The organism is Cupriavidus necator N-1, from assembly GCF_000219215.1.
GTDB lineage: Bacteria > Pseudomonadota > Gammaproteobacteria > Burkholderiales > Burkholderiaceae > Cupriavidus > Cupriavidus necator.
Genome location: NC_015723.1, coordinates 499,054 through 517,189, shown reverse-complemented (window position 1 = coordinate 517,189; position 18,136 = coordinate 499,054). Strand labels below are relative to the sequence as shown.

General features: G+C 67.4%; 16 protein-coding genes. 6 read left to right on the top strand and 10 right to left on the bottom strand.

From position 1 onward, the window contains the following. Positions 1-100: 100 nt before the first annotated feature. Both CNE_RS20460 and CNE_RS20455 read right to left on the bottom strand, forming a co-directional pair. Positions 101-1,096: a tripartite tricarboxylate transporter substrate binding protein gene (locus CNE_RS20460; protein ID WP_013952183.1), complete on the bottom strand. Its 996-nt coding sequence runs from the start codon at positions 1,094-1,096 to the stop codon at positions 101-103. Between the two features lie 65 nt (positions 1,097-1,161). After that, positions 1,162-2,280: a muconate/chloromuconate family cycloisomerase gene (locus CNE_RS20455; RefSeq protein WP_013952182.1), complete on the bottom strand. Its 1,119-nt coding sequence runs from the start codon at positions 2,278-2,280 to the stop codon at positions 1,162-1,164. Between the two features lie 112 nt (positions 2,281-2,392). Here CNE_RS20455 and CNE_RS20450 point away from each other — a divergent pair, with 112 nt between their 5' ends. Continuing rightward, positions 2,393-3,283, top strand: coding sequence for a LysR family transcriptional regulator (locus tag CNE_RS20450; protein ID WP_013952181.1), 891 nt, complete (start codon positions 2,393-2,395; stop codon positions 3,281-3,283). A 6-nt stretch (positions 3,284-3,289) separates the two neighbouring features. On the opposite strand, the gene CNE_RS20445 is transcribed toward CNE_RS20450, so the two are convergent. After that, positions 3,290-4,048 (bottom strand): enoyl-CoA hydratase/isomerase family protein, encoded by a 759-nt coding sequence (locus tag CNE_RS20445; protein ID WP_013952180.1) that lies wholly within the window; start codon positions 4,046-4,048, stop codon positions 3,290-3,292. Positions 4,049-4,124: 76 nt separating this feature from the next. Then, positions 4,125-5,105 (bottom strand): quinone oxidoreductase family protein, encoded by a 981-nt coding sequence (locus CNE_RS20440; protein WP_013952179.1) that lies wholly within the window; start codon positions 5,103-5,105, stop codon positions 4,125-4,127. Positions 5,106-5,350: 245 nt separating this feature from the next. Between CNE_RS20440 and CNE_RS20435 the strand changes: the two genes are divergently transcribed. Further along, positions 5,351-6,586 (top strand): CaiB/BaiF CoA transferase family protein, encoded by a 1,236-nt coding sequence (locus CNE_RS20435; RefSeq protein ID WP_013952178.1) that lies wholly within the window; start codon positions 5,351-5,353, stop codon positions 6,584-6,586. Between the two features lie 54 nt (positions 6,587-6,640). Further along, a complete protein-coding gene (locus CNE_RS20430; RefSeq protein ID WP_013952177.1) occupies positions 6,641-7,618 on the top strand; it encodes a Bug family tripartite tricarboxylate transporter substrate binding protein in 978 nt (325 codons plus the stop codon). A gap of 14 nt (positions 7,619-7,632) precedes the next feature. Here CNE_RS20430 and CNE_RS20425 read toward each other — a convergent pair whose 3' ends face one another. Then, on the bottom strand, positions 7,633-8,319 hold the full coding sequence (locus CNE_RS20425; RefSeq protein ID WP_013952176.1) for a GntR family transcriptional regulator: 687 nt from the start codon (positions 8,317-8,319) through the stop codon (positions 7,633-7,635). A gap of 397 nt (positions 8,320-8,716) precedes the next feature. Between CNE_RS20425 and CNE_RS20420 the strand changes: the two genes are divergently transcribed. Together CNE_RS20420 and CNE_RS20415 are read left to right on the top strand one after the other, a co-directional pair. Continuing rightward, positions 8,717-8,914, top strand: a complete 198-nt coding sequence (locus CNE_RS20420) for a hypothetical protein (protein ID WP_148271645.1) — start codon at positions 8,717-8,719, stop codon at positions 8,912-8,914. Positions 8,915-8,960: 46 nt separating this feature from the next. Beyond that, entirely contained in the window at positions 8,961-11,165 is a 2,205-nt protein-coding gene (locus CNE_RS20415; protein ID WP_013952174.1) for a phosphocholine-specific phospholipase C, read from the top strand. A gap of 83 nt (positions 11,166-11,248) precedes the next feature. Here CNE_RS20415 and CNE_RS20410 read toward each other — a convergent pair whose 3' ends face one another. Further along, entirely contained in the window at positions 11,249-12,220 is a 972-nt protein-coding gene (locus CNE_RS20410) for an aliphatic sulfonate ABC transporter substrate-binding protein (RefSeq protein ID WP_013952173.1), read from the bottom strand. 156 nt (positions 12,221-12,376) lie between these two features. On the opposite strand from CNE_RS20410, the gene CNE_RS20405 reads away from it, so the two are divergent. Then, positions 12,377-12,742 carry a glyoxalase superfamily protein gene (locus CNE_RS20405; protein ID WP_035816304.1) on the top strand — a complete coding sequence of 122 codons (366 nt, stop codon included), beginning with the start codon at positions 12,377-12,379 and terminating at the stop codon, positions 12,740-12,742. A 51-nt stretch (positions 12,743-12,793) separates the two neighbouring features. On the opposite strand, the gene CNE_RS20400 is transcribed toward CNE_RS20405, so the two are convergent. From CNE_RS20400 to CNE_RS20385, 4 genes are all read right to left on the bottom strand, one after another. After that, entirely contained in the window at positions 12,794-14,170 is a 1,377-nt protein-coding gene (locus CNE_RS20400) for a DUF1214 domain-containing protein (protein ID WP_013952171.1), read from the bottom strand. A 178-nt stretch (positions 14,171-14,348) separates the two neighbouring features. Beyond that, positions 14,349-16,145, bottom strand: a complete 1,797-nt coding sequence (locus CNE_RS20395; RefSeq protein ID WP_013952170.1) for a hybrid sensor histidine kinase/response regulator — start codon at positions 16,143-16,145, stop codon at positions 14,349-14,351. Then, positions 16,142-16,831 (bottom strand): response regulator transcription factor, encoded by a 690-nt coding sequence (locus CNE_RS20390; RefSeq protein ID WP_013952169.1) that lies wholly within the window; start codon positions 16,829-16,831, stop codon positions 16,142-16,144. The genes CNE_RS20395 and CNE_RS20390 overlap by 4 nt, the downstream gene beginning before the upstream one ends. A 126-nt stretch (positions 16,832-16,957) precedes the next feature. Beyond that, a complete protein-coding gene (locus CNE_RS20385) occupies positions 16,958-18,025 on the bottom strand; it encodes a hypothetical protein (protein WP_013952168.1) in 1,068 nt (355 codons plus the stop codon). Positions 18,026-18,136 lie beyond the last annotated feature (111 nt).

Sequence of the window (18,136 nt, the reverse complement as noted above, 5' to 3'; positions counted from 1 at the left end):
TACGCACATTATGTGCCAGGGAGACGGGGGGCAGGGTAATGACATTCCCCCGGAGCATCTCGGGGGGACTCCCCCTATGAACCGCGCTGGTCCAGGCCGCTCAATCCGCCCGGATACCCCGCTGGCGGATCAGCACACCCCACTTCTCGGTTTCCTTCGCCAGGTGCTCGCGCAGCACCGCCGGCGAACTGCCGATCGGCTCGGCGCCGATTTGCGCCAGCCGCTTCTGCACCGCAGGCTTGCGCAGCGCCTCGAGCATGGCGCGGTTGAGCGTGTCGATGACCGGCTGCGGCGTCTTCGCCGGCACGAAGGCCGCGAACCACGGCGACAGTTCATAGCCCGGCAGGCCGGCTTCGGCCACCGTCGGCACATTGGGCAGCGCACTGGAGCGCTTGCTGGTGGTGACCGCGATCGCCGTCAGCTTGCCCGATTCGATATGCGGCCTGGCCGAGGTGATGCTGTCGAACATGTAGTCGACCTGGCCGCCCAGCAGGTCCGTCATCGCCGGGCCGCTGCCCTTGTAGGGGATATGCAGCATGTCGACGCCAGCCATCGAGGTGAACAGCTCGCCCGCCAGGTGGATCGAGGTGCCGTTGCCCGCGGAGGCATAGGTGTACTTGCCCGGCGCCGCCTTGGCGTGCGCCACCACATCCTTGACGGTGCTTTCCTGGCGCCGCGCCTTGCTGGCCACCAGCACGTTGGGCACCACCGCCAGCAGCGACACCGGCGCGAAGTCCTTGACCGGGTCGTAGCTCAGCCGGCCGTACAGCGCCGGGTTCACGGCCATGCCGTTGGCGACGATGATCAGCGTGTAGCCGTCGGCGGGCGCGCGCGCCACCAGTTCGGCGCCGATATTGCCGCCGGCGCCCGGCCGGTTCTCGACCACGATGGCCTGGCCCAGCGTGCGCGACATGTCTTCGCCCAGCGTGCGCGCGATGTTGTCCATGGCACCGCCCGCGGGGAACGGCACGATCCAGCGGATCGGATGGTCGGGATAGGCCGCGTGCGCGGTCGGCGCGGCGAACGACAGGCCGGCAGCCAGTGCCAGCGCCCCTGCGCGGCCGGTGCTTGCCAGCCGCTGGAATAACGTTTTCATAGTCTCCTCACTGCTTGATGCGCCCCGCGCATATGGCATGTCATGCGGGGAAGTTGCCTGCCAGTTCAGCCGCGCCTGTAGTGCGCCAGCTTGTCTTCGTCCAGCGCCAGCCCCAGGCCGGGGCCTTCGGGCAGGTGCAGGCTGAAGTCGCGGTACTCGGGGCGCTGCTGCACGATATCGTCCTTGAGCAGCAGCGGTCCGAACAGCTCGGTGCCCCAGGCCAGCTGCGGCAGCGTGCAGAAGCCATGCGCCGCGGCAATGGTGCCGACGCTGCCCTCCAGCATGGTGCCGCCGTACAGCGCGATGCCGGCGGCGTCGCCCACCGCGGCAGTGCGCAGCATGCCGAAGATGCCGCCGGCCTTGGCGATCTTCAGCGCGAACACGTCGGCGCCGCCGATGCGCGCCAGTTCCATCGCGTCTTCCGGGCCGCACACCGCTTCATCGGCCATGATCGGCACCACGAAGCGCGCGGCCAGCCGGGCCAGCGCCATGCGCTGCTCGCGCGGAGTCGGCTGCTCGATCAGGTCGATGCCCGCGGCTTCCAGCATGGCGATGCCGGTGGCGGCGTCGGCCTCGTTCCAGGCCTGGTTGACGTCGACGGTGACGCGCGCCCGGTCGCCCAGCGCGCGCTTGATCGCGGCCACGTGGGCCACGTCGTCGCGCACGCTGCGCCGGCCGATCTTCAGCTTGAAGGTATGGTGGCGGCGCTCGGCCAGCAGTTGCTCGGCCTCGGCAATGTCGCGGGCGGTGTCGCCGCTGGCAAGCGTCCACAGCACCGGCAGTGTCGACCGCACCGCGCCCCCCAGCAGCGTGGCCAGCGGCACGCCCAGGCGCTTGCCCTGCGCATCCAGCAACGCGGTCTCCAGCGCGGACTTGGCGAAGCGGTTGCCGCGCGCGACCTTGCCCAGCCGCGCCATCGCGCCATGCACGTTGGTGGCATCCTGGCCAGCCAGCGCAGGCGCCAGGTAGGTGTCGATGGTCAGCTTGATGCCTTCCGGGCTTTCGTCGCCATAGGACAGGCCGCCGATGGTGGTGGCCTCGCCGATGCCCTCCACGCCGTCGCTGCAGCGCAGCCGCACGATCACCAGCGTCTGCTGCTGCATGGTGGCCATGGCCAGCTGGTGTGCCCGGATGGTGGGCAGGTCCACCAGGATGGCTTCCACTGAAGTGATAGTCGTGGTCATACCTTGTCGATGCAAATTGATAATTGAAGTCAAGTATGCGGCTTGACTTTGCCGGCGTCCAAGACCGATGATGTCTCAATCGATACCCTACAGGTATGGGAGCAGGACACCAATGGAACTCCGGCACCTGCGTTATTTCCAGGTCGTGGCCCAGGAACTCAACGTCACCCGCGCCGCCGAGCGGCTGCATATGGCGCAGCCGCCGCTGTCGCGCCAGATCCGCCAGTTGGAAGAGGAAGTGGGCGTGGCACTGTTCGACCGCGTCGGCCGCGGGCTGCGGCTGACCGAGGCGGGCCGCTTCCTGCTGGAGCAGTCCACCCAGCTGACGCAGCGGCTGGAAGAAACCATCGAAGGCACGCGCCGCATCGGGCGGCAGGACAAGCGCTGGTTCGGCATCGGCTTCGTGCCGTCGGTGCTGTATGGCGTGCTGCCGGAACTGATCCGCGAACTGCGTGAATCAGACCGGCACGACCAGCAGGTAGAGGTAGGACTGGCAGAGATGATCACCGTCGAGCAGATCGAGGCGCTCAAGGCCGGCCGCATCGACCTGGGCTTCGGCCGCATCGCGCTGAATGATCCCGCCATCCGCCAGCAGGTGGTGATGGCCGAGCCACTGGTGGCAGCGCTGCCCGCACGCCTGCCCGCGCCCCGCCGCAAGGCGCTGACGCCACAGGCGCTGGCGGCGCAGCCGTTCATTCTTTACCCGGCCCGGCCGCGGCCCAGCTATGCCGACCACCTGCTGTCGCTGTTCCGCGCGCAGGGCCTGCAATTGCGTGTGGCGCAGGAGGCCAACGAACTGCAGACCGCGCTGGGGCTGGTGGCGGCCGGCATAGGCATCACGCTGGTGCCAGCGTCGATCCAGCGGCTGCATCGCGACGACGTGCGCTACTGCCCGATCGACGCGCCGGGCTTCGTGTCGCCGGTCATCATGAGCTATCGCGAAGGCGACACGTCACCGTTCCTGGCGCGGGTGGTGGAATGGGTGATGCGGCAGAGACAGTAAGCTGCATCAGGTGCCGGTGAACTGCGGCCTGCGCTTTTCCTTCCAGGCCAGCGCGCCTTCGCGGATGTCCTGCGACTGGGTAGCCCGGCTGATGTCGCCAGCCAGCGCCTCGGTATCCAGCGTGCCGCGCCCGATCGCGTTCAGGTGCCGTTTCATGCCTTGCACCGCCAGCGGTGCCAGCCCGGCCACCGTGTCGCTGAGCTGGTCGGCGCGCTCGCGCAGGCGCTCGGCCGGCAGCAGCTCGGTCAGGAAGCCGCGGCGGAGCATCTCGTCGGCGTCGATGCGCTCCGCAGTCAGGAACAGGTGCTTGGCGTGGTTCAGGCCCAGCCGGCTGATATAGCGCTCCATGCCGCGCTGGTAGAAATGCAGCCCCAGCCGCGCCGCGGGCATGAACATGTCCACCGCGGCGGTGCCAAGCCGGAAATCGCACGCCAGCGCCAGGTCCGTGCCGCCGCCATAGACGCCGCCGTGGATCTCGGCAATGGTCACCGCGCGGCAATCTTCCACCGCGTTGACCAGGGTCTCGAAGCCGGCACCGCGCTGCCCGGCCGCGAGCCTGCCGATATCGAAGCCGCTGCAGAAGTACTTGCCGGTGCCGCGCAGGCGCAGCACGCGCAGGTCGCTGTCGTTCACGGCATCGACATGCCGTTGTAGCTCGGCCAGGTCATCCGGCCCGAGGCGGTTGGCCACCTCCGGGCGGCGCAGCGTGATCGTGGCGACATGACCGGCAATGTCGAGCGAAGGAAGGGAACCATCAGTCTGCATCGGGATTACTCCAGGTAGGGATCATTGGGCACCGGCCTGCGGGGCGCGACGGCGTTTCATCTTGCGCTCGCCGGGTTCAGGGAATCAGCACAGCCGAGCCCGTGGTGGCCCGGCCCTCCAGGTCACGGTGCGCGTCGCGCACGGCGGCCAGCGGGTAGCGGTGGTTGACCTCCAGCCGCAGCTGCCCGCCCGCGACCGCGGCGAACAGCGTGGCCGCGGCATTGGCCAGCGCCTGCGGGCTGGCGATATAGGTGCGCAGCGTCGGCCGCGACACGATCAGCGAGCGCGCGTGCAGCAGTTGCAGGTCGAAGGCCTCCACGTCGCCCGACGCGGTGCCGTAGTTGATCGCCATGCCGCACGGCCGCAGGCATTGCAGCGACGGCACGAACACGTCCTTGCCCACGGCGTCGTAGACCACCGCCACGCCCTCGCCGCCGGTCAGCGCCTGCACTTCGGCCACGAAGTCCGCCTCGCGGTAGTTGATGACATGGTGGCAGCCATGTTCCAGCGCCACCGCGCGCTTGGCCTCGCTGCCCACGGTGCCGATCACGGTCGCGCCGAGCGCGCGCGCCCACTGCGACAGCAGCACGCCCATGCCCCCGGCCGCGGCGTGCACCAGCACGGCGTCGCCCGACTGCACTGCATAGAGCCGGCGCAGCAGGTACTCGGCCGTCAGTCCGCGCAGCAGCGTGGCGCCGGCCACCTCTTCCGGGATCGCGTCAGGCAAAGGCACGACCCGGCCGGCTGGCACGTTGCGCGTCACCTGATAGGCGCCGGGATGCATACAGGCGACGCGCTGGCCAACCTCGAACCCTTCTACGCCGGGACCAACCGCGGTCACCTTGCCGGCGCCAACCGAGCCCAGCGTGACCGGGAACGGCGCCGCGGTGTAGGGTCCATGCGCGCCCTTGCGCTGGTAGATGTCCGCGAAATTCAGGCCGATGGCCGACTGGCACAGCTGCAGTTCGCCGGGACCGGGCGGCGGCACCGTGACCTGGCAGGACTCCAGCACCTCAGGTCCGCCCACCCTGTTAATACAGACAGAATCAGTCAGCATACAAACCCTCAAAACATGGGCGCCGGTCAGGCGCGAACACGGTTGGAACTGGCAGCCTCGACGCCGACCCGCCTATTCCATATGACTCAAATAGCATTTTCATAGGAGAAATGTGACGCAAATCCGTATGAATGCCCTCGCAGCCTACGCCATCCCGTCGCACTTCGCATCGTGGAAACTCCGTATACGTATTCATATTACAGTTATTTGTATACTCAAGGCCATTCCATCGCCAAGGAACTGCCATGACGTCTTTGCCTCCCGGCACCGAAGCCGCCGGACCCCACGCCCCGCCCGCGGACCTGCCGCTGTCCGGCATCACCGTGCTGGACCTGTCCATCGCCCGCGCCGGCCCGGCGGCGGTGCGCCTGCTGTCGGACTGGGGCGCCGACGTGATCCGCGTGGAACCGCCCCCGCCGCAGGACCGCGGTTCCGTCACCGGGCGGCGGCGCGGCTCGGACGAGCAGAACCTGCATCGCAACAAGCGCAGCCTGTGCCTGGACCTGAAGACGCCGCAGGGCGCCGAGGTGCTGGCGCGCCTGGTGCGCCGGTCGGATGTGGTGGTGGAAAACTTCCGCTCGGTGGTCAAGGAGCGGCTGGGGCTGACCTACGAGCGCCTGAGCGCGATCAATCCGCGCGTGATCCTGGCCAGCATCTCGGGCTTCGGCCAGGACGGGCCCTATTGCGAGCGCCCGGGACTGGACCAGATCGTGCAGGGCATGTCGGGGCTGAGTTCGGTCACCGGCGAGCCCGGCAAAGGCCCGCTGCGCGTGGGCATTGCCATCTCCGACACCACCGCGGGCATGTTCCTGGGCCAGGGCATCCTGCTGGCGCTGCTGCACCGCGCGCGCACCGGCCGCGGGCAATGGGTCCATACCTCGCTGATCGAGGGCATGCTCAACAAGCTGGACTTCCAGGCCACGCGCTACACCGTTGACGGCGAAGTGCCGACGCAGCAGGGCAATGCGCACCCGACGCTGGTGCCGATGGGCACCTACCGCTGCCGCGACGGCGTGGTCAATATCGCCGCCAGCACCGACCGCATGTGGACCAACTTCTGCCGCACCGTCGAGGCCGGCTGGCTGCTGGACGATCCCGCGTTCCAGACCGCCACGGGCCGTGCCGCCGAGCGCCACCGGCTGGACGAGGCCATCAACCGGTGCACCGCCGCCTTCAGCGCGGCCGAACTGACTTCGCGCCTGAATGCCGCCGGCGTGCCGTGCGGGCCGGTGTTCGATATCGGCCAGGCCTTTGAGGACGCGCAGGTGCGCCACCTGCGCATGACCCGGCCCGCCGAGCACCCGGCGCTGGGGCCACTGGAACTGCTGCGCTCGCCGATCAACCTGTCGGCGGCGCCGCACCCCGAGCGCTTTGCCCGCGCCGCACCCGATCCCGGCGAGCACACCGACGAGATCCTGCGCGGGCTTGGCTATGACGAAGCCGGCGTCGCGGCCCTGCGCAAAGCCAAGGTGGCGTCCTGAGCGCCAGCGGCCAGGACACGCAATAGCGATAACGAGAACACAAAGGAGACAGCGATGAAACACACTCTCGGGCGCGCCGCGATCGGCGCCGCTCTTGCCACCCTGGCTGCGTTGCCCGGCATGGCCGCTGCGCAGGACTACCCGACCCGGCCGATCCGGCTGCTGGTGGGCTACACGCCGGCGGGCGCGGCCGACTATGTCTCGCGCGTGTTCGGCGAGGCTCTGTCAAAGGAGCTTGGCCAGACCGTGCTGGTGGACAACAAGCCCGGCGCCGGCAGCACGCTGGCCTCCGCGGCACTGGCGCAGGCGGTCCCTGACGGCTACACCCTGGGCCTGGCCACGTCCACGCTGTATGGCATCGACCAGCAGCTCTACAAGGCCCGCTACAAGGCGACCGACTTCACCCCGGTGACGCGGCTGACCGTGTCGCCACTGATCCTGGCCGTCAACAAGAACCTGAACGTCAGCGACATCAAGACCCTGGTGGCCAAGGCGCGCGCGCAGCAAGGCAAGTTCAACTACTCGTCCTCCGGCATCGGCGGCTCGCCGCATCTCGCCGGGCTGCAGTTCGAGAAAGCCACCGGAGTCAAGATGACACACGTGCCCTACAAGGGCGGCGCACCGGCGCTGCAGGCCGTGGCCGCGGGCGAGGTGGAGTTGTCGTTTGGCACGGCGGCGTCGGTGTTGCCGATGGGCACGCAGGGTGTGGTGAAGATGATCGGCGTGACCACGCCCAAGCCGTCGGCGGTGGCGCCGGGCCTGCCGGCGCTGGCGGAGATGGGGCTGCCGGGTTTTGATTTCACCTTCTGGTTCGGGCTGTACGGGCCGGCCGGGCTGCCCGACGGCATCCGCGACAAGCTCTTTGCCGCCACTGCCAAGGTGATGGCCGATCCGCAGCTGCGCGCGAAGCTCGCCTCCAATGGCAGCGAGGTCTCCACCTCGGCGTCGCCCGCGGAGTTCGGCAAATGGGCCGCGGCAGACGGCAAGTCGGCCGTGACGCGGATCGAGCAGGCCGGCGTCAAGCTGGACTGAGCCAGCGCCATGGGCTAACGCCGGCCGCGCTTGCCGCCGGCCTCGTCGCCGGGCATGGAAGCAATCATGTCCGCGTAGACGTCGCCCCCTGTGGCGATATGTCGGACCATCGCCGCTGCGGCGTCGTCCTCGTTGCCGCGCACGATCGCGCCCATCACCGCCTCATGCTCGGCCAGCGAGGCCAGGATGCGAGCCGGCTTCTCGAAGCGCAGGTCGCGCATGCCGCGCATGCGCGCGCGCATGGTGCGGATCTGCCGCGACAGGATGTCATTGCAGCAGGCCGCGTAGATGACTTCATGGAAGGCGTCGTTGGCCTCGCGGTAGCGATCGGAATCGGCACGCTCCGCGGCCGCGCGGCAGTCATCGAACGCGGCCTGCATCGCCGTGCGCTGCGCCGCACTGATGCGGCGCGCGGCCAGCCGCGCCGCCAGCGCCTCCAGCTGCACCAGGATCTCGTTCATCGCCACGTACTCGCGCAGCGAGATCGACGACACGATCGCGCCCTGGCGCGGCACCAGGTCCACCAGGCCGGCCGACTCCAGCTGGATCAGCGCCTCGCGCACCGGCGTGCGCGACACGCCAAAGCGCGCCAGCAGCTGCTGCTCTTCCAGCTGGGCGCCGCTGGGGAGCTTTCCGGAAAGAATCTCCTGCTCGATCGCGGCGCGGATGGTTTCGGACAGGCTCTTCTTTTCTTCGGACATGGACTGCGGCGGCGTGCAGAGGACGGGGATGGCGTGATTCTACCCTGCCATGCGTATTCATTGATGCCCGTTGTGTGCACACGATGGGGCCCCACGCACGCCAGCTTGACTGAGAGTGGGCGGGGCCAGCCAGCAATTGCCAACTCTGCCAGCGCGACACTTTTGGTTACAAAACCAAATCGCCAAATGTGTTTTATGTCAAACATCTGACATTTGACCAATCAACAATCGCTCACTGTCACGACAAGCCAAGGCCAAGCGCACCCGAACCGGCCAGTTCCCCGCACTTGTCGTCCGCGCGGCGGAAGTCCATGGGCCTGCATCCGATGTCGGCGCATGGGCTCGGCAATCGTTATCCCCCTCAACGACTACAGGGCATGCACAAATGAGACCTTCATTGCTGTCGCGTTCCGCCCGGCCATGGCTGGCGGCCGGCACCCTCACCCTCGCACTGATGCTTACCGCCTGCGGCGGCGACGACTCGCCGGGCGCGAGCGGCAGCACCCTCCAGCCCACCGCCGCCAATGGCAACAAGCCGGACCAGCCAGGCAAGCCTGACCGGCCCGGCACCTGCACCACGCGTTGCGCCCCGTGATGCGGGCCCTTTTTCGATCCAGCGACAGACCGACCCAGCCACAGCCATGACCTTCAACCCGTCAAAAAGACAGTTCCTGAAGACCAGCCTCGGCACCGGCGCCGCCGCCGCGGTGCTGGCCAGCTTTCCGCCCAGCATCCGCCGCGCGCTCGCCATCGAGGCCAACAACGCCACCGGTACCATCCAGGACGTCAAGCACGTCGTGATGGTGATGCTGGAGAACCGCTCGTTCGACAACTACTTCGGCACCTTCAAGGGCGTGCGCGGCTACGGTGACCGCTTCGCGATCCCATTGCCCAATGGCAAGAACGCGTTCTACCAGACCGATGCCAACGGCAATCTCCTGACGCCCTACCATCTCGACGAAACCCAGGGCAACGCGCAGCGTGCCGGCGGCACGCCGCACACCTGGCCCGATGCGCAGGCCGCGTGGGACCACGGCCGCATGGACCGCTGGCCGGTGGCCAAGAAGACGCTGTCGATGGGCTACTACGATGACGCCGAGATCCCGTTCCAGCGCGCGCTGGCTGACGCCTTCACGTTGTGCGATGCCTACCACTGCGCGATGCACACCGGCACCATCCCCAACCGCCTGTTCTACTGGACCGGCAGCAATGGTCCCACCGGCGACAACGTCGCGGTGATGATTAACGAGTTCAACGCGGGCGCGGATGTGGGCCCCTCCACCGAAGGCTGGACCTGGAAGACCTACGCCGACCGCCTGCAGGCCGCCGGCGTGGGCTGGAAGGTCTACCAGAACGTGCCGGACAACTATGGCTGCAACCAGATGATGAGCTTCCGGCACTGGCGCGCAGAGATGGAGAAGATGCCCGTCGGGCGCAAGCTCTCCAACACCGCCGGCACCGGCGTCAACCCGCCCTACAACCCGGACATCGACGACCAGTACAGCCCGCTGGCCAAGGGCTTCTGCAACACCATGCCCGACGGCGGCTTCCTGCAGTCGCTGCGTGACGACGTGCTCAACGGCAAGCTCCCTGAGGTGTCGTGGATCATCCCGCCGGCCGAGTTCAGCGAGCACCCCGGCCCGTCCAGCCCGGCCAAGGGCGGCTGGTACGTGCAGGCCATCCTGGACGCGCTGACGGCATCGCCCGAGGTCTGGAGCAAGACCGTGCTGCTGATTAACTTCGACGAGAACGACGGCTTCTTCGACCACAGCCCGCCGCCGACCGCGCCGTCGCGCAACCTGGACGGTACGCTAGCCGGCAAGTCGACCCTCGACGACGCGCAGATGGCGTACGAGTACTTCAACTTCCAGCCCGCCACGGCCAAGCAGCCGCCGCAGGACGGCAAGCCCTTCGGCCCCGGCCCGCGCGTGCCGATGTGGGTGGTGTCGCCGTGGAGCCGCGGCGGCTGGGTCAACTCTGAAGTATTCGACCACACCTCGGTGCTGCGCTTCCTGGAGGCGCGCTTCGGCGTGATGGAGCCGCAGATCAGTGCCTACCGTCGTGCCATCTGCGGCGACCTGACCAGCGCCTTCAACTTTGCCACGCCCAACACCGAGACCCTGCCCACGCTGGCCGGCCGCACCACCCGTGCCGACGCCACCAGCCTGACCGCCTGGCAGCAGACCCAGCCGGCGATCCCGGTGCCGGCCACGCCCGCGCTGCCGGAGCAGGACACCGGCACGCGTCCGTCGCGCAAGCTGCCATACGAACTGCATACCAGTGCACGCGTCGATGCCGCATCCAAGGCCGTGCGCCTGCTGTTCGCCAACGCCAGCACCAACCAGGCCGGCGCGCTGTTCCACGTCTATGACAAGCTGCACCTCGACCGCATTCCGCGCCGCTACGTGGTTGAAGCCGGGAAGACGCTGGACGATGCGTGGGACATTAATGCCGACGGCGGCAAGTACGACCTGTGGGTGCTGGGGCCCAACGGCTATCACCGCGCGTTCTCCGGCGACATCAACGAAGCGGTGACCACGTCGACGGAAATCCAGGTCTGCTACAACCCGTGCAAGAAGCCCACGATCCAGGTGAAGCTGCATAACGACAGCGATGCCGACGTGACCTTCACCGTCACGGCGCTGGCCTACCGCGACGACGGCCCGTGGACGCAAAGGGTGAAGCGGGGCAAGGTGGAAACGCTGGAATGGCCGGTGGCCGACAGCGGCAACTGGTACGACTTCGTCGTGACCTGCGAGGCCAGCCCGTCGTTCGCGCGGCGCTTTGCGGGGCGGATGGAGACCGGCGAGAACGCGGTCAGCGATCCGGAGATGGGAGTGGTTTGATGCGGCATGCCCCGGGGCTCGCGTTGAGCCCCCGGGCGGATTGTGCGAAGCAAGTCGCGTAAGCGTAGCCGGCGCCCCGCCGGCTACGCCTTGCGCCAGACCGGCGACGCCGAGATCGTTACCTTGCGCGGCAGGATCTGCTGCGCGGTGAAGGCATCGGCGATGCGCTGCTGCTCGGCCAGCGCGGCAGCGTCGACCGTGCGCACCGCGTAGCTGCGCCGCGCATTCGCGGCTTCCACCGTGGCCGCATCCAGGCCGATCAGCGGCGCGTGCCAGCGCGCTGCCTCGGCCGGATTGCGCTTGACCCAGTCGCCCGCGTCGCGCAACGCATCGAACACGACCTCAAGCACCTCGGCATGCGCGCGCGCGAACGGCGTCGCCGCCAGGTAGAAGCGCCGATAGCTGGCCAGCCCCTCGCCATCGCGCAGCACGCGCGCATTGGCCTGGCGCTGCACCGCCGCGAGGAACGGATCCCAGATCACCCATGCGGCCACGCTGCCGCGCTCGAACGCCGCGCGCGCGTCGGCCGGGCTCAGGTATGCCGGTTCAATATCGCGGATCGACAGACCCGCGCGCGCCAGCGCTTCCAGCACCAGGTAGTGCGCGCCTGCGCCCTTGGCAAACGCCACCCGCTGCCCCTTGAGTTGCGCCACCTCGCGGATCGGCGAATCGCCGCGCACGACAATGGCCTGTGCCTGCGGCGAAGGCGTCTCGCTGGCGTAGTAGGTCAGCGCGGCACCCGCAGCCAGCGCAAACGGCGGCACCGCATCGGCCACGTCGGCGCTCAGGTCGATATTGCCGAGGTTCAGCGCTTCAAGCAGCGGCAAGCCCGAGGTGAATTCGTACCACTGCACCGCCACACCCTTGGCCGGCAGCGCCTTCTCCAGCGTCTGCCGCGATTTCAGCAGGATCATCAGCGTGGAGGACTTCTGGTAGCCGATGCGCAGCGCGGTCTGGCCCTGCCCCCAGCTGACGCCTGGCAGCGCACTGGCGGCAGTTGCCGCGCCCGCTGCGGCCAGAAGCAGGCGGCGGCGTGAGTCGTGGGTCGGGTTCATGACGGTACTCCGGGATTTCATCAGGAGCGCCAGCTTAGTCATGGGCCCGCACAAAGCCAACGAAGATTGTCGCGAATGCTTATGCGCCGGCTGCGCGAATCACCGCTGGCCGGCGTTATGATCTGGCACTCCTGCGCAACTACCGAACAGAAAACAATGAACCTGTCTGCCGGCATCCCCATCCTCCGGATCTTCTCGGTCGACAAGGCCAAGGAGTTCTACCTGGACTTCCTCGGCTTCACGCTCGACTGGGAGCATCGGTTTGAGGACGGCTTGCCGCTGTACGCGCAGGTCAGGCGCAGCGGCCTGACGCTGCACCTGAGCGAGCACCATGGCGACGCCACGCCCGGATCGACGGTGTTCGTGACAGTGGAGGATATCGATGCGCTGCAGCGGGAGCTGTCTGCCAAGGCCTATCCTTACGCCAGGCCCGGCGTTGAGGATGTGGGCTGGGGGCGTATGCTGCAGGTGGCCGATCCGTTCGGGAACCGGCTGCGGTTTTGCGAGGTGTCGGGGGATTAGTGTCCTGTCCCGTATGTTTGCGGGACGGGACGCCGGGTCCGCACCTGCAGCTCAGTTGCGCTTGACCAGCGGCGCCGGGAACCACTCCCCGGACAGGACCGGCTGGTCCGGCCCATAGAGACGGAACGTCAGGTTGTAGTTCTTTCCCTTGGGCGTGGGCAGCCAGTTGCCGTCAGGCGCGTCCTTCGGACGGGCAGGCCCGAAGTACAGCGTCAGCGAATCGTCCGTGCCATAGCTCAGCCTGGACTGTTTGTTGATCAGGAACCGGTTCTTCGCATTCGGGATCACGCGGAAGTTCCTGGAATCCACCGCGATCACCGACCAGAAGTATTTGACGTGGCGGGCAGGCAGCTCGCCCTTCGGGAAGGTGATGGTGTAGACATTGCCGCCGTCGAGCTTGGTGCCGGTCCCGTCTGTATCCGTCTTGAAATAGACGACCTCATCCGTGCTGTTGGCCCAGATCCCGCCCAGGTCGATGCGGGTGCGGGTCTGGTAGTCGCTGCCGTACTTGCCAATGGTAGCGGGCCGGTTCCAGCCGTTCCTGACGGTACCTGCGGTGGAGAACGACTGGAAGAACGCCGGCAGCGTCTTCTCGCGGATGATCTTGTCCACCCGCGCGCGTTCGGCGGGGCTGCTGGCCACCGCGGCACTCACGGCGCGCACCTTGGCCTGGATGGGCTCCATGCCCGGATTGATGTCCGGCTCCGAGCGAAGCGCAACGACCGCCGAGTCAAAGGCCTCGACACCGGGGAGCTTGTCATTGCTGAAGGCGGGCGTGGCAGGCACCGGGGCAATCGTCGGCGTGCCAGTGATCCGCGTCGTGATCTGATGCTGCAGCGCAATGGCCTGCTTCTTGTCTGCACCGATTTCCACCCGGGCCAGCACCCGTGAGGTCTTGGCCGGCAGGTCGATGCGCCTGGCGTTGGGCGAAAGTGCCGCAGTGGCGCCCTTCAGGCACATCGCGAATTCGCCGCTTGGATGGTCCGGATAGTTGCGCTCGTTGATATTGGCGACGGTTTCGCCCCAGCCGTTCAGGAACTGAATGGTGTAGTAGCGCCCCTTGATGGCCGGCACGCTGAAGACCGTGCAGGTCTTTTCGTCGACTGCAACCCAGGCCTCGCTGTAGGCGACATCCAGATTGGGGTTGGCCCACGACACACCGCCGACGTCGCGATGAATGATCCGGTTCCACTGGAAGCCTTCCTTCTGGAAGTCGATTTGCTGCTGGCGCAGGACTAGCAGCCGGCCCAGCAGGTAGACGTAGGCATCGTTGATGTCCTGTTCCGACACCGCGGCCGGGTCGGGGCGCGACGTGACAGCCGACGCCGCAGCCAACGCCGCGGCCGACGGGCTATGGCATCCGGCCAGGCCCGCCAACATGGAAACGGCCAGCATGGAGGCAGCGACAGCGCGGTTTGAGATAGACATGGGGCCCTCTCTTTCCAGTATCGCGATCTGCGGTCGCTAGACTGTCGCTGAGAGGTGGAAAAAAGTGAACTAAATAAATTCTTCAGGTGATCTGAATAAAGTCGACCTGGACACTTCTTTCGCCCCAGAGATGCCTGAGTGGCACCACAGCCGCAGGCAGAACCATCCATCTATGCTGTCAGGCAGCACAGAGCCATTGGAACAGCAAGGCATGCAGCTGCGATGGTTCCAGCGGCTTGTGCAGGACCAGGTAGCCTTCGCGCTCGGCCTGCATGAGCGCCTCGGAATCGAACTCGCCGCTGACCATGGCGCCGCTTGCGTCCGGGCAGCGTTCGAACAGCGCTTTGAGCACCTCGAAGCCGCTCTCGCCGGAGCGCAGGCGCTGGTCGCACAGGATCGCCTGGGGCTGCAGGCCGGCATCGACCAGTGCCAGGGCTTCCTGCCCCGACGCCGCGCACGCCGCCTGCACGCCCCAGGCCTCCATCAGGCTGGTCCACGCAGCGGTCACCAGCGGGTCGTCCTCGACGATCAGGCAGACGCCCTGCAGCAGGGTGGAAGCCGACAGGCCATCGGGCTCGTAGACCGGTTCGATCGCCGTCGGGGCCAGCGGCTTCGCTTCAGGAAAGCGCAGCCAGAACCTGGAGCCGCGGCGCTCCACCGAGTCCAGTCCGTAGGTGGCGCCCATCAGCGTGGCGCAGCGCGCCACCACGGCCAGGCCCAGGCCATGGCCCGCGCTGTCGATGCGCCACGCATGTTCGTTGCGATAGAACGGCGAGTAGACCCGCCCCTTCTCTTCGCTAGCAATTCCCACGCCGGTGTCCCAGACCTCCAGCAGCCAGTGGCTGCCGCGCCGCCGCGCGGACACCAGCACCCCGCCGCGCTTGGTATAGCGCAGCGCGTTGTGCACCAGGTTGACCAGCGACTGGCGCAGCAGTGCGGGATCGGCCAGCACCGCGGCGGCGCCTGCGGGCAGGCGCACGCGCAGGTCCAGGCCGCGGCTGCGCGCCTCTTCCCGGAACAGCGACGCCACCTCTTCGACCAACGGCGCAAACGCCACCGCGGTATTGCGCGGGCTGGCAATGCCGCCTTCGATCCTGGAGAGATCGAGCAGTGAATTGAACATCAGGTGCACCGAGCGCACGCTGCGCCGCAGGTCTTCCAGCGGCGGGATCAGGGCCGGGTCGCGGTTGCGCCGCGCAATGGCTTCGATCAGGAAGCCCATGGCATGCACGGGCTGGCGCAAGTCGTGGCTGGCGGTGGTGAGAAACAGGTTCTTGGCGTGCAGGGCCTTCTCGGCCTCTTCCTTGGCCAGCCGGTAGCGCTCGGCCAGGCGGATGCCGTCATCCTCCAGCCGGACCTGCTGCCGGAAAAACTGGTTGGCGATCAGCGCGTGCCGGTAGATGGCCAGCGCATACAGCAGCGCCAGCGGCAGCACGAACGGCCAGTGCTCGGGGAAGCTGCGCGGGGTGTTGACGATCTGCAAGGTCCAGCAGGCAACGAAGAAGCGCTGGAATACACCGAGGATCGGCGTCTGGTGCGTGGCATTGGCCGCCACGATGGCGGCGATACTGATATACAGCAGCAGCTTGAAGTCGAAGCCCCCCAGGCTGGCCGTCAGGACGGCGGCCAGCGACAGGCAGAAGCCGTGCACCAGCGCCACGTGCTGCACAAACGGCAACCAGCGCCGGACCAGGGCGTCATCGTCTTCCCGCTCTTGCTTGTAGCGACGGAACCGCAACTGCATCCACACCGCCGCGACGCCATACCCCAGCGTCCAGGCCAGCAGCGCGCCGCCGTCCAGCTGCTGGACATACAGCCAAATGACGAAAGGCAACCCTACGAACGGAATCGCATTGACGCTGAACACCAGGCGCCCGAACGTCATGTCCAGCAGCCGCGCGCGCGCGCGCGGGCTGATGTCGGCATCCGCATCCGGGCGCGACAAGCCCAGCAGCCGGGCGAGGGCCTTCTTCAAGATTCCAGCCTGCGGCCGTGCAGCAGGGCGATGGCCTCGATCCGGTTGCGCACGCCGAGCTTGCCGAGGATCGCGGTGACGTGCTCCTTGACGGTCTGCTCCGACACCGACAGGGTCAGGGCGATGCGCTTGTTCGGCAGGCCGCGCAGCATCATGCCAAGCACCTCGGCCTGGCGCGCGGTCAGGCCCAGTTCGCTGGGCTCCAGCGGCAACTCGCGCCGCGCCGACGGCGGCCCCGCCTGCTGGAACCAGCGCCGCCCCCGGCGCAGCGACGCTACCGCCGTGGCGAAGACCTCCGGGGGCTCGTTCTTCAGGATAAAGCCGTGCGCGCCGGCCTCGCGCGCCTTGATGCAAACGCGCGCATCGTCGTCGGCGCTCATCACCAGCAGCTTGCAGGCGGGCAGGCGCGCCGCGGCTTCACGCAGCACCCCGACAGCGGTGCCGTCCGGCAGCCAGAAATCCACCACCAGCAGCGCCGGGCATCCCTCCCGCTCCGTCAACGCCGCGCACTCCTTCGCATCGGCTGCATGCAGGGCAGCGTCAAACCCGCAATGCGCCGCAAGGTAGCCGGCAATGCCGCGCGCCATCAGCGGGTGGTCATCCACCACGATGGCATAGTTGCGGCACCCGCTGTCGTCGATGTTGTCGTCGTTGTTGTTCTCTGCGGCGCCTTGACTTCGTGTCATTGATTTCCCACCCCGGTTCGCGCGTATGGTCTTGTCGATTGGTCTCGTCGCCTGGTCAGGTGGATTGTATTACCTTGACTGCACATGGGCACGCCGGTGCCGGGGGAAAACCCCGGCGCCAGGCGCTTACAGGCCGAACAGGCTGCGCGTATCGCAGAGGAAGCCGGTGCAGCTGGCCGGCTCGAAGTAGAAGTCCCGGATGGTGCCGCTCGGCAACCCATAGGCGCCCATCAGGCTAGAGCCCTTCTGCCCTTCGGCGTTGGCCTGGGTCAGGAAGCCCGCGCTGGTCTGCTGCGACGCGAAGTCGTAGAAGCGGAAGGTGCTGGACTGCGACAGGTCCTTCTCATAGAGGTTGACCTGCGTGCCGCCGCTGACGAACGGCACCTTGAACCGATAGCCGCGCACACCCTCCGTGTTGATCTGGGCGACGAGATCGCCGTCGCTGGCCGGATTGGACAGGACCTCATAGCCATAGCGGGCGCTGCCCTGCAGGTCCTTGCGGAAGATGGCTACGGTGCTGCTCACGCCGAACGGGCCCAGGTACGCGGGGACCGCCAGGTAGTAGCCGTCCGCGCCCAACGGGTTGGCCTGGTTCTGCACAAAGGCCGACAGGCTGGCATTGGTGTCCACCACCACAACCTTGTACGAGAAAGTCGACGACGACCCGTTGTCCTTGCGCATCAGCGCATGGATCTGGCCGCCCACCATGTAGGGCCCGCCCCAGACGAAGCCACGCGCGCCATGGCTGTTCAGCCAGGCCTCGTACGCGGTGACCCACGCCTGGACATCGGCGCCGCCCGGTTCCTGCGGCAGCTCATAGCTATAGGTTGTCTGCGCGTCCTTGACGTAGACGCCTTTCTGCTCGGAACCTGCCGGGTTCCCGAGGAAATAGAAGCCGCTGACGAAACGGAAGCCACGTGCACCCTGCCCATTCAGCTGGGTCAGGAACTCGGCGCTGGTCCCGGTCACGGGCGTGGCCTCGAACATCACCGTCCTGGTGGCGGTGCTGCCGCCGGTGCCGCCCGTGCCACCAGTACCACCCGTGCCACCAGTGCCGCTGGTATTGCCGCTGTTGCCAGTGCCGCCCGACGAGCCGCTGCCGCCGCCGTTGCCGTCACCGCCCCCGCCGCAGGCGGCCAGGGTCACGCAGAGGACTGCGCTCAGGACTTTCAGGCGATGCAGTTTGGTCTTCATGTCTTCCCCTTGAAATCGCGTTTCACAGGGGGACTGATGTTGCATCGGAATGCCTGCAATTGGCACCCTACCGCCGTAGGCGCACCGGCGGCACACCAACTGCCTGCCGTC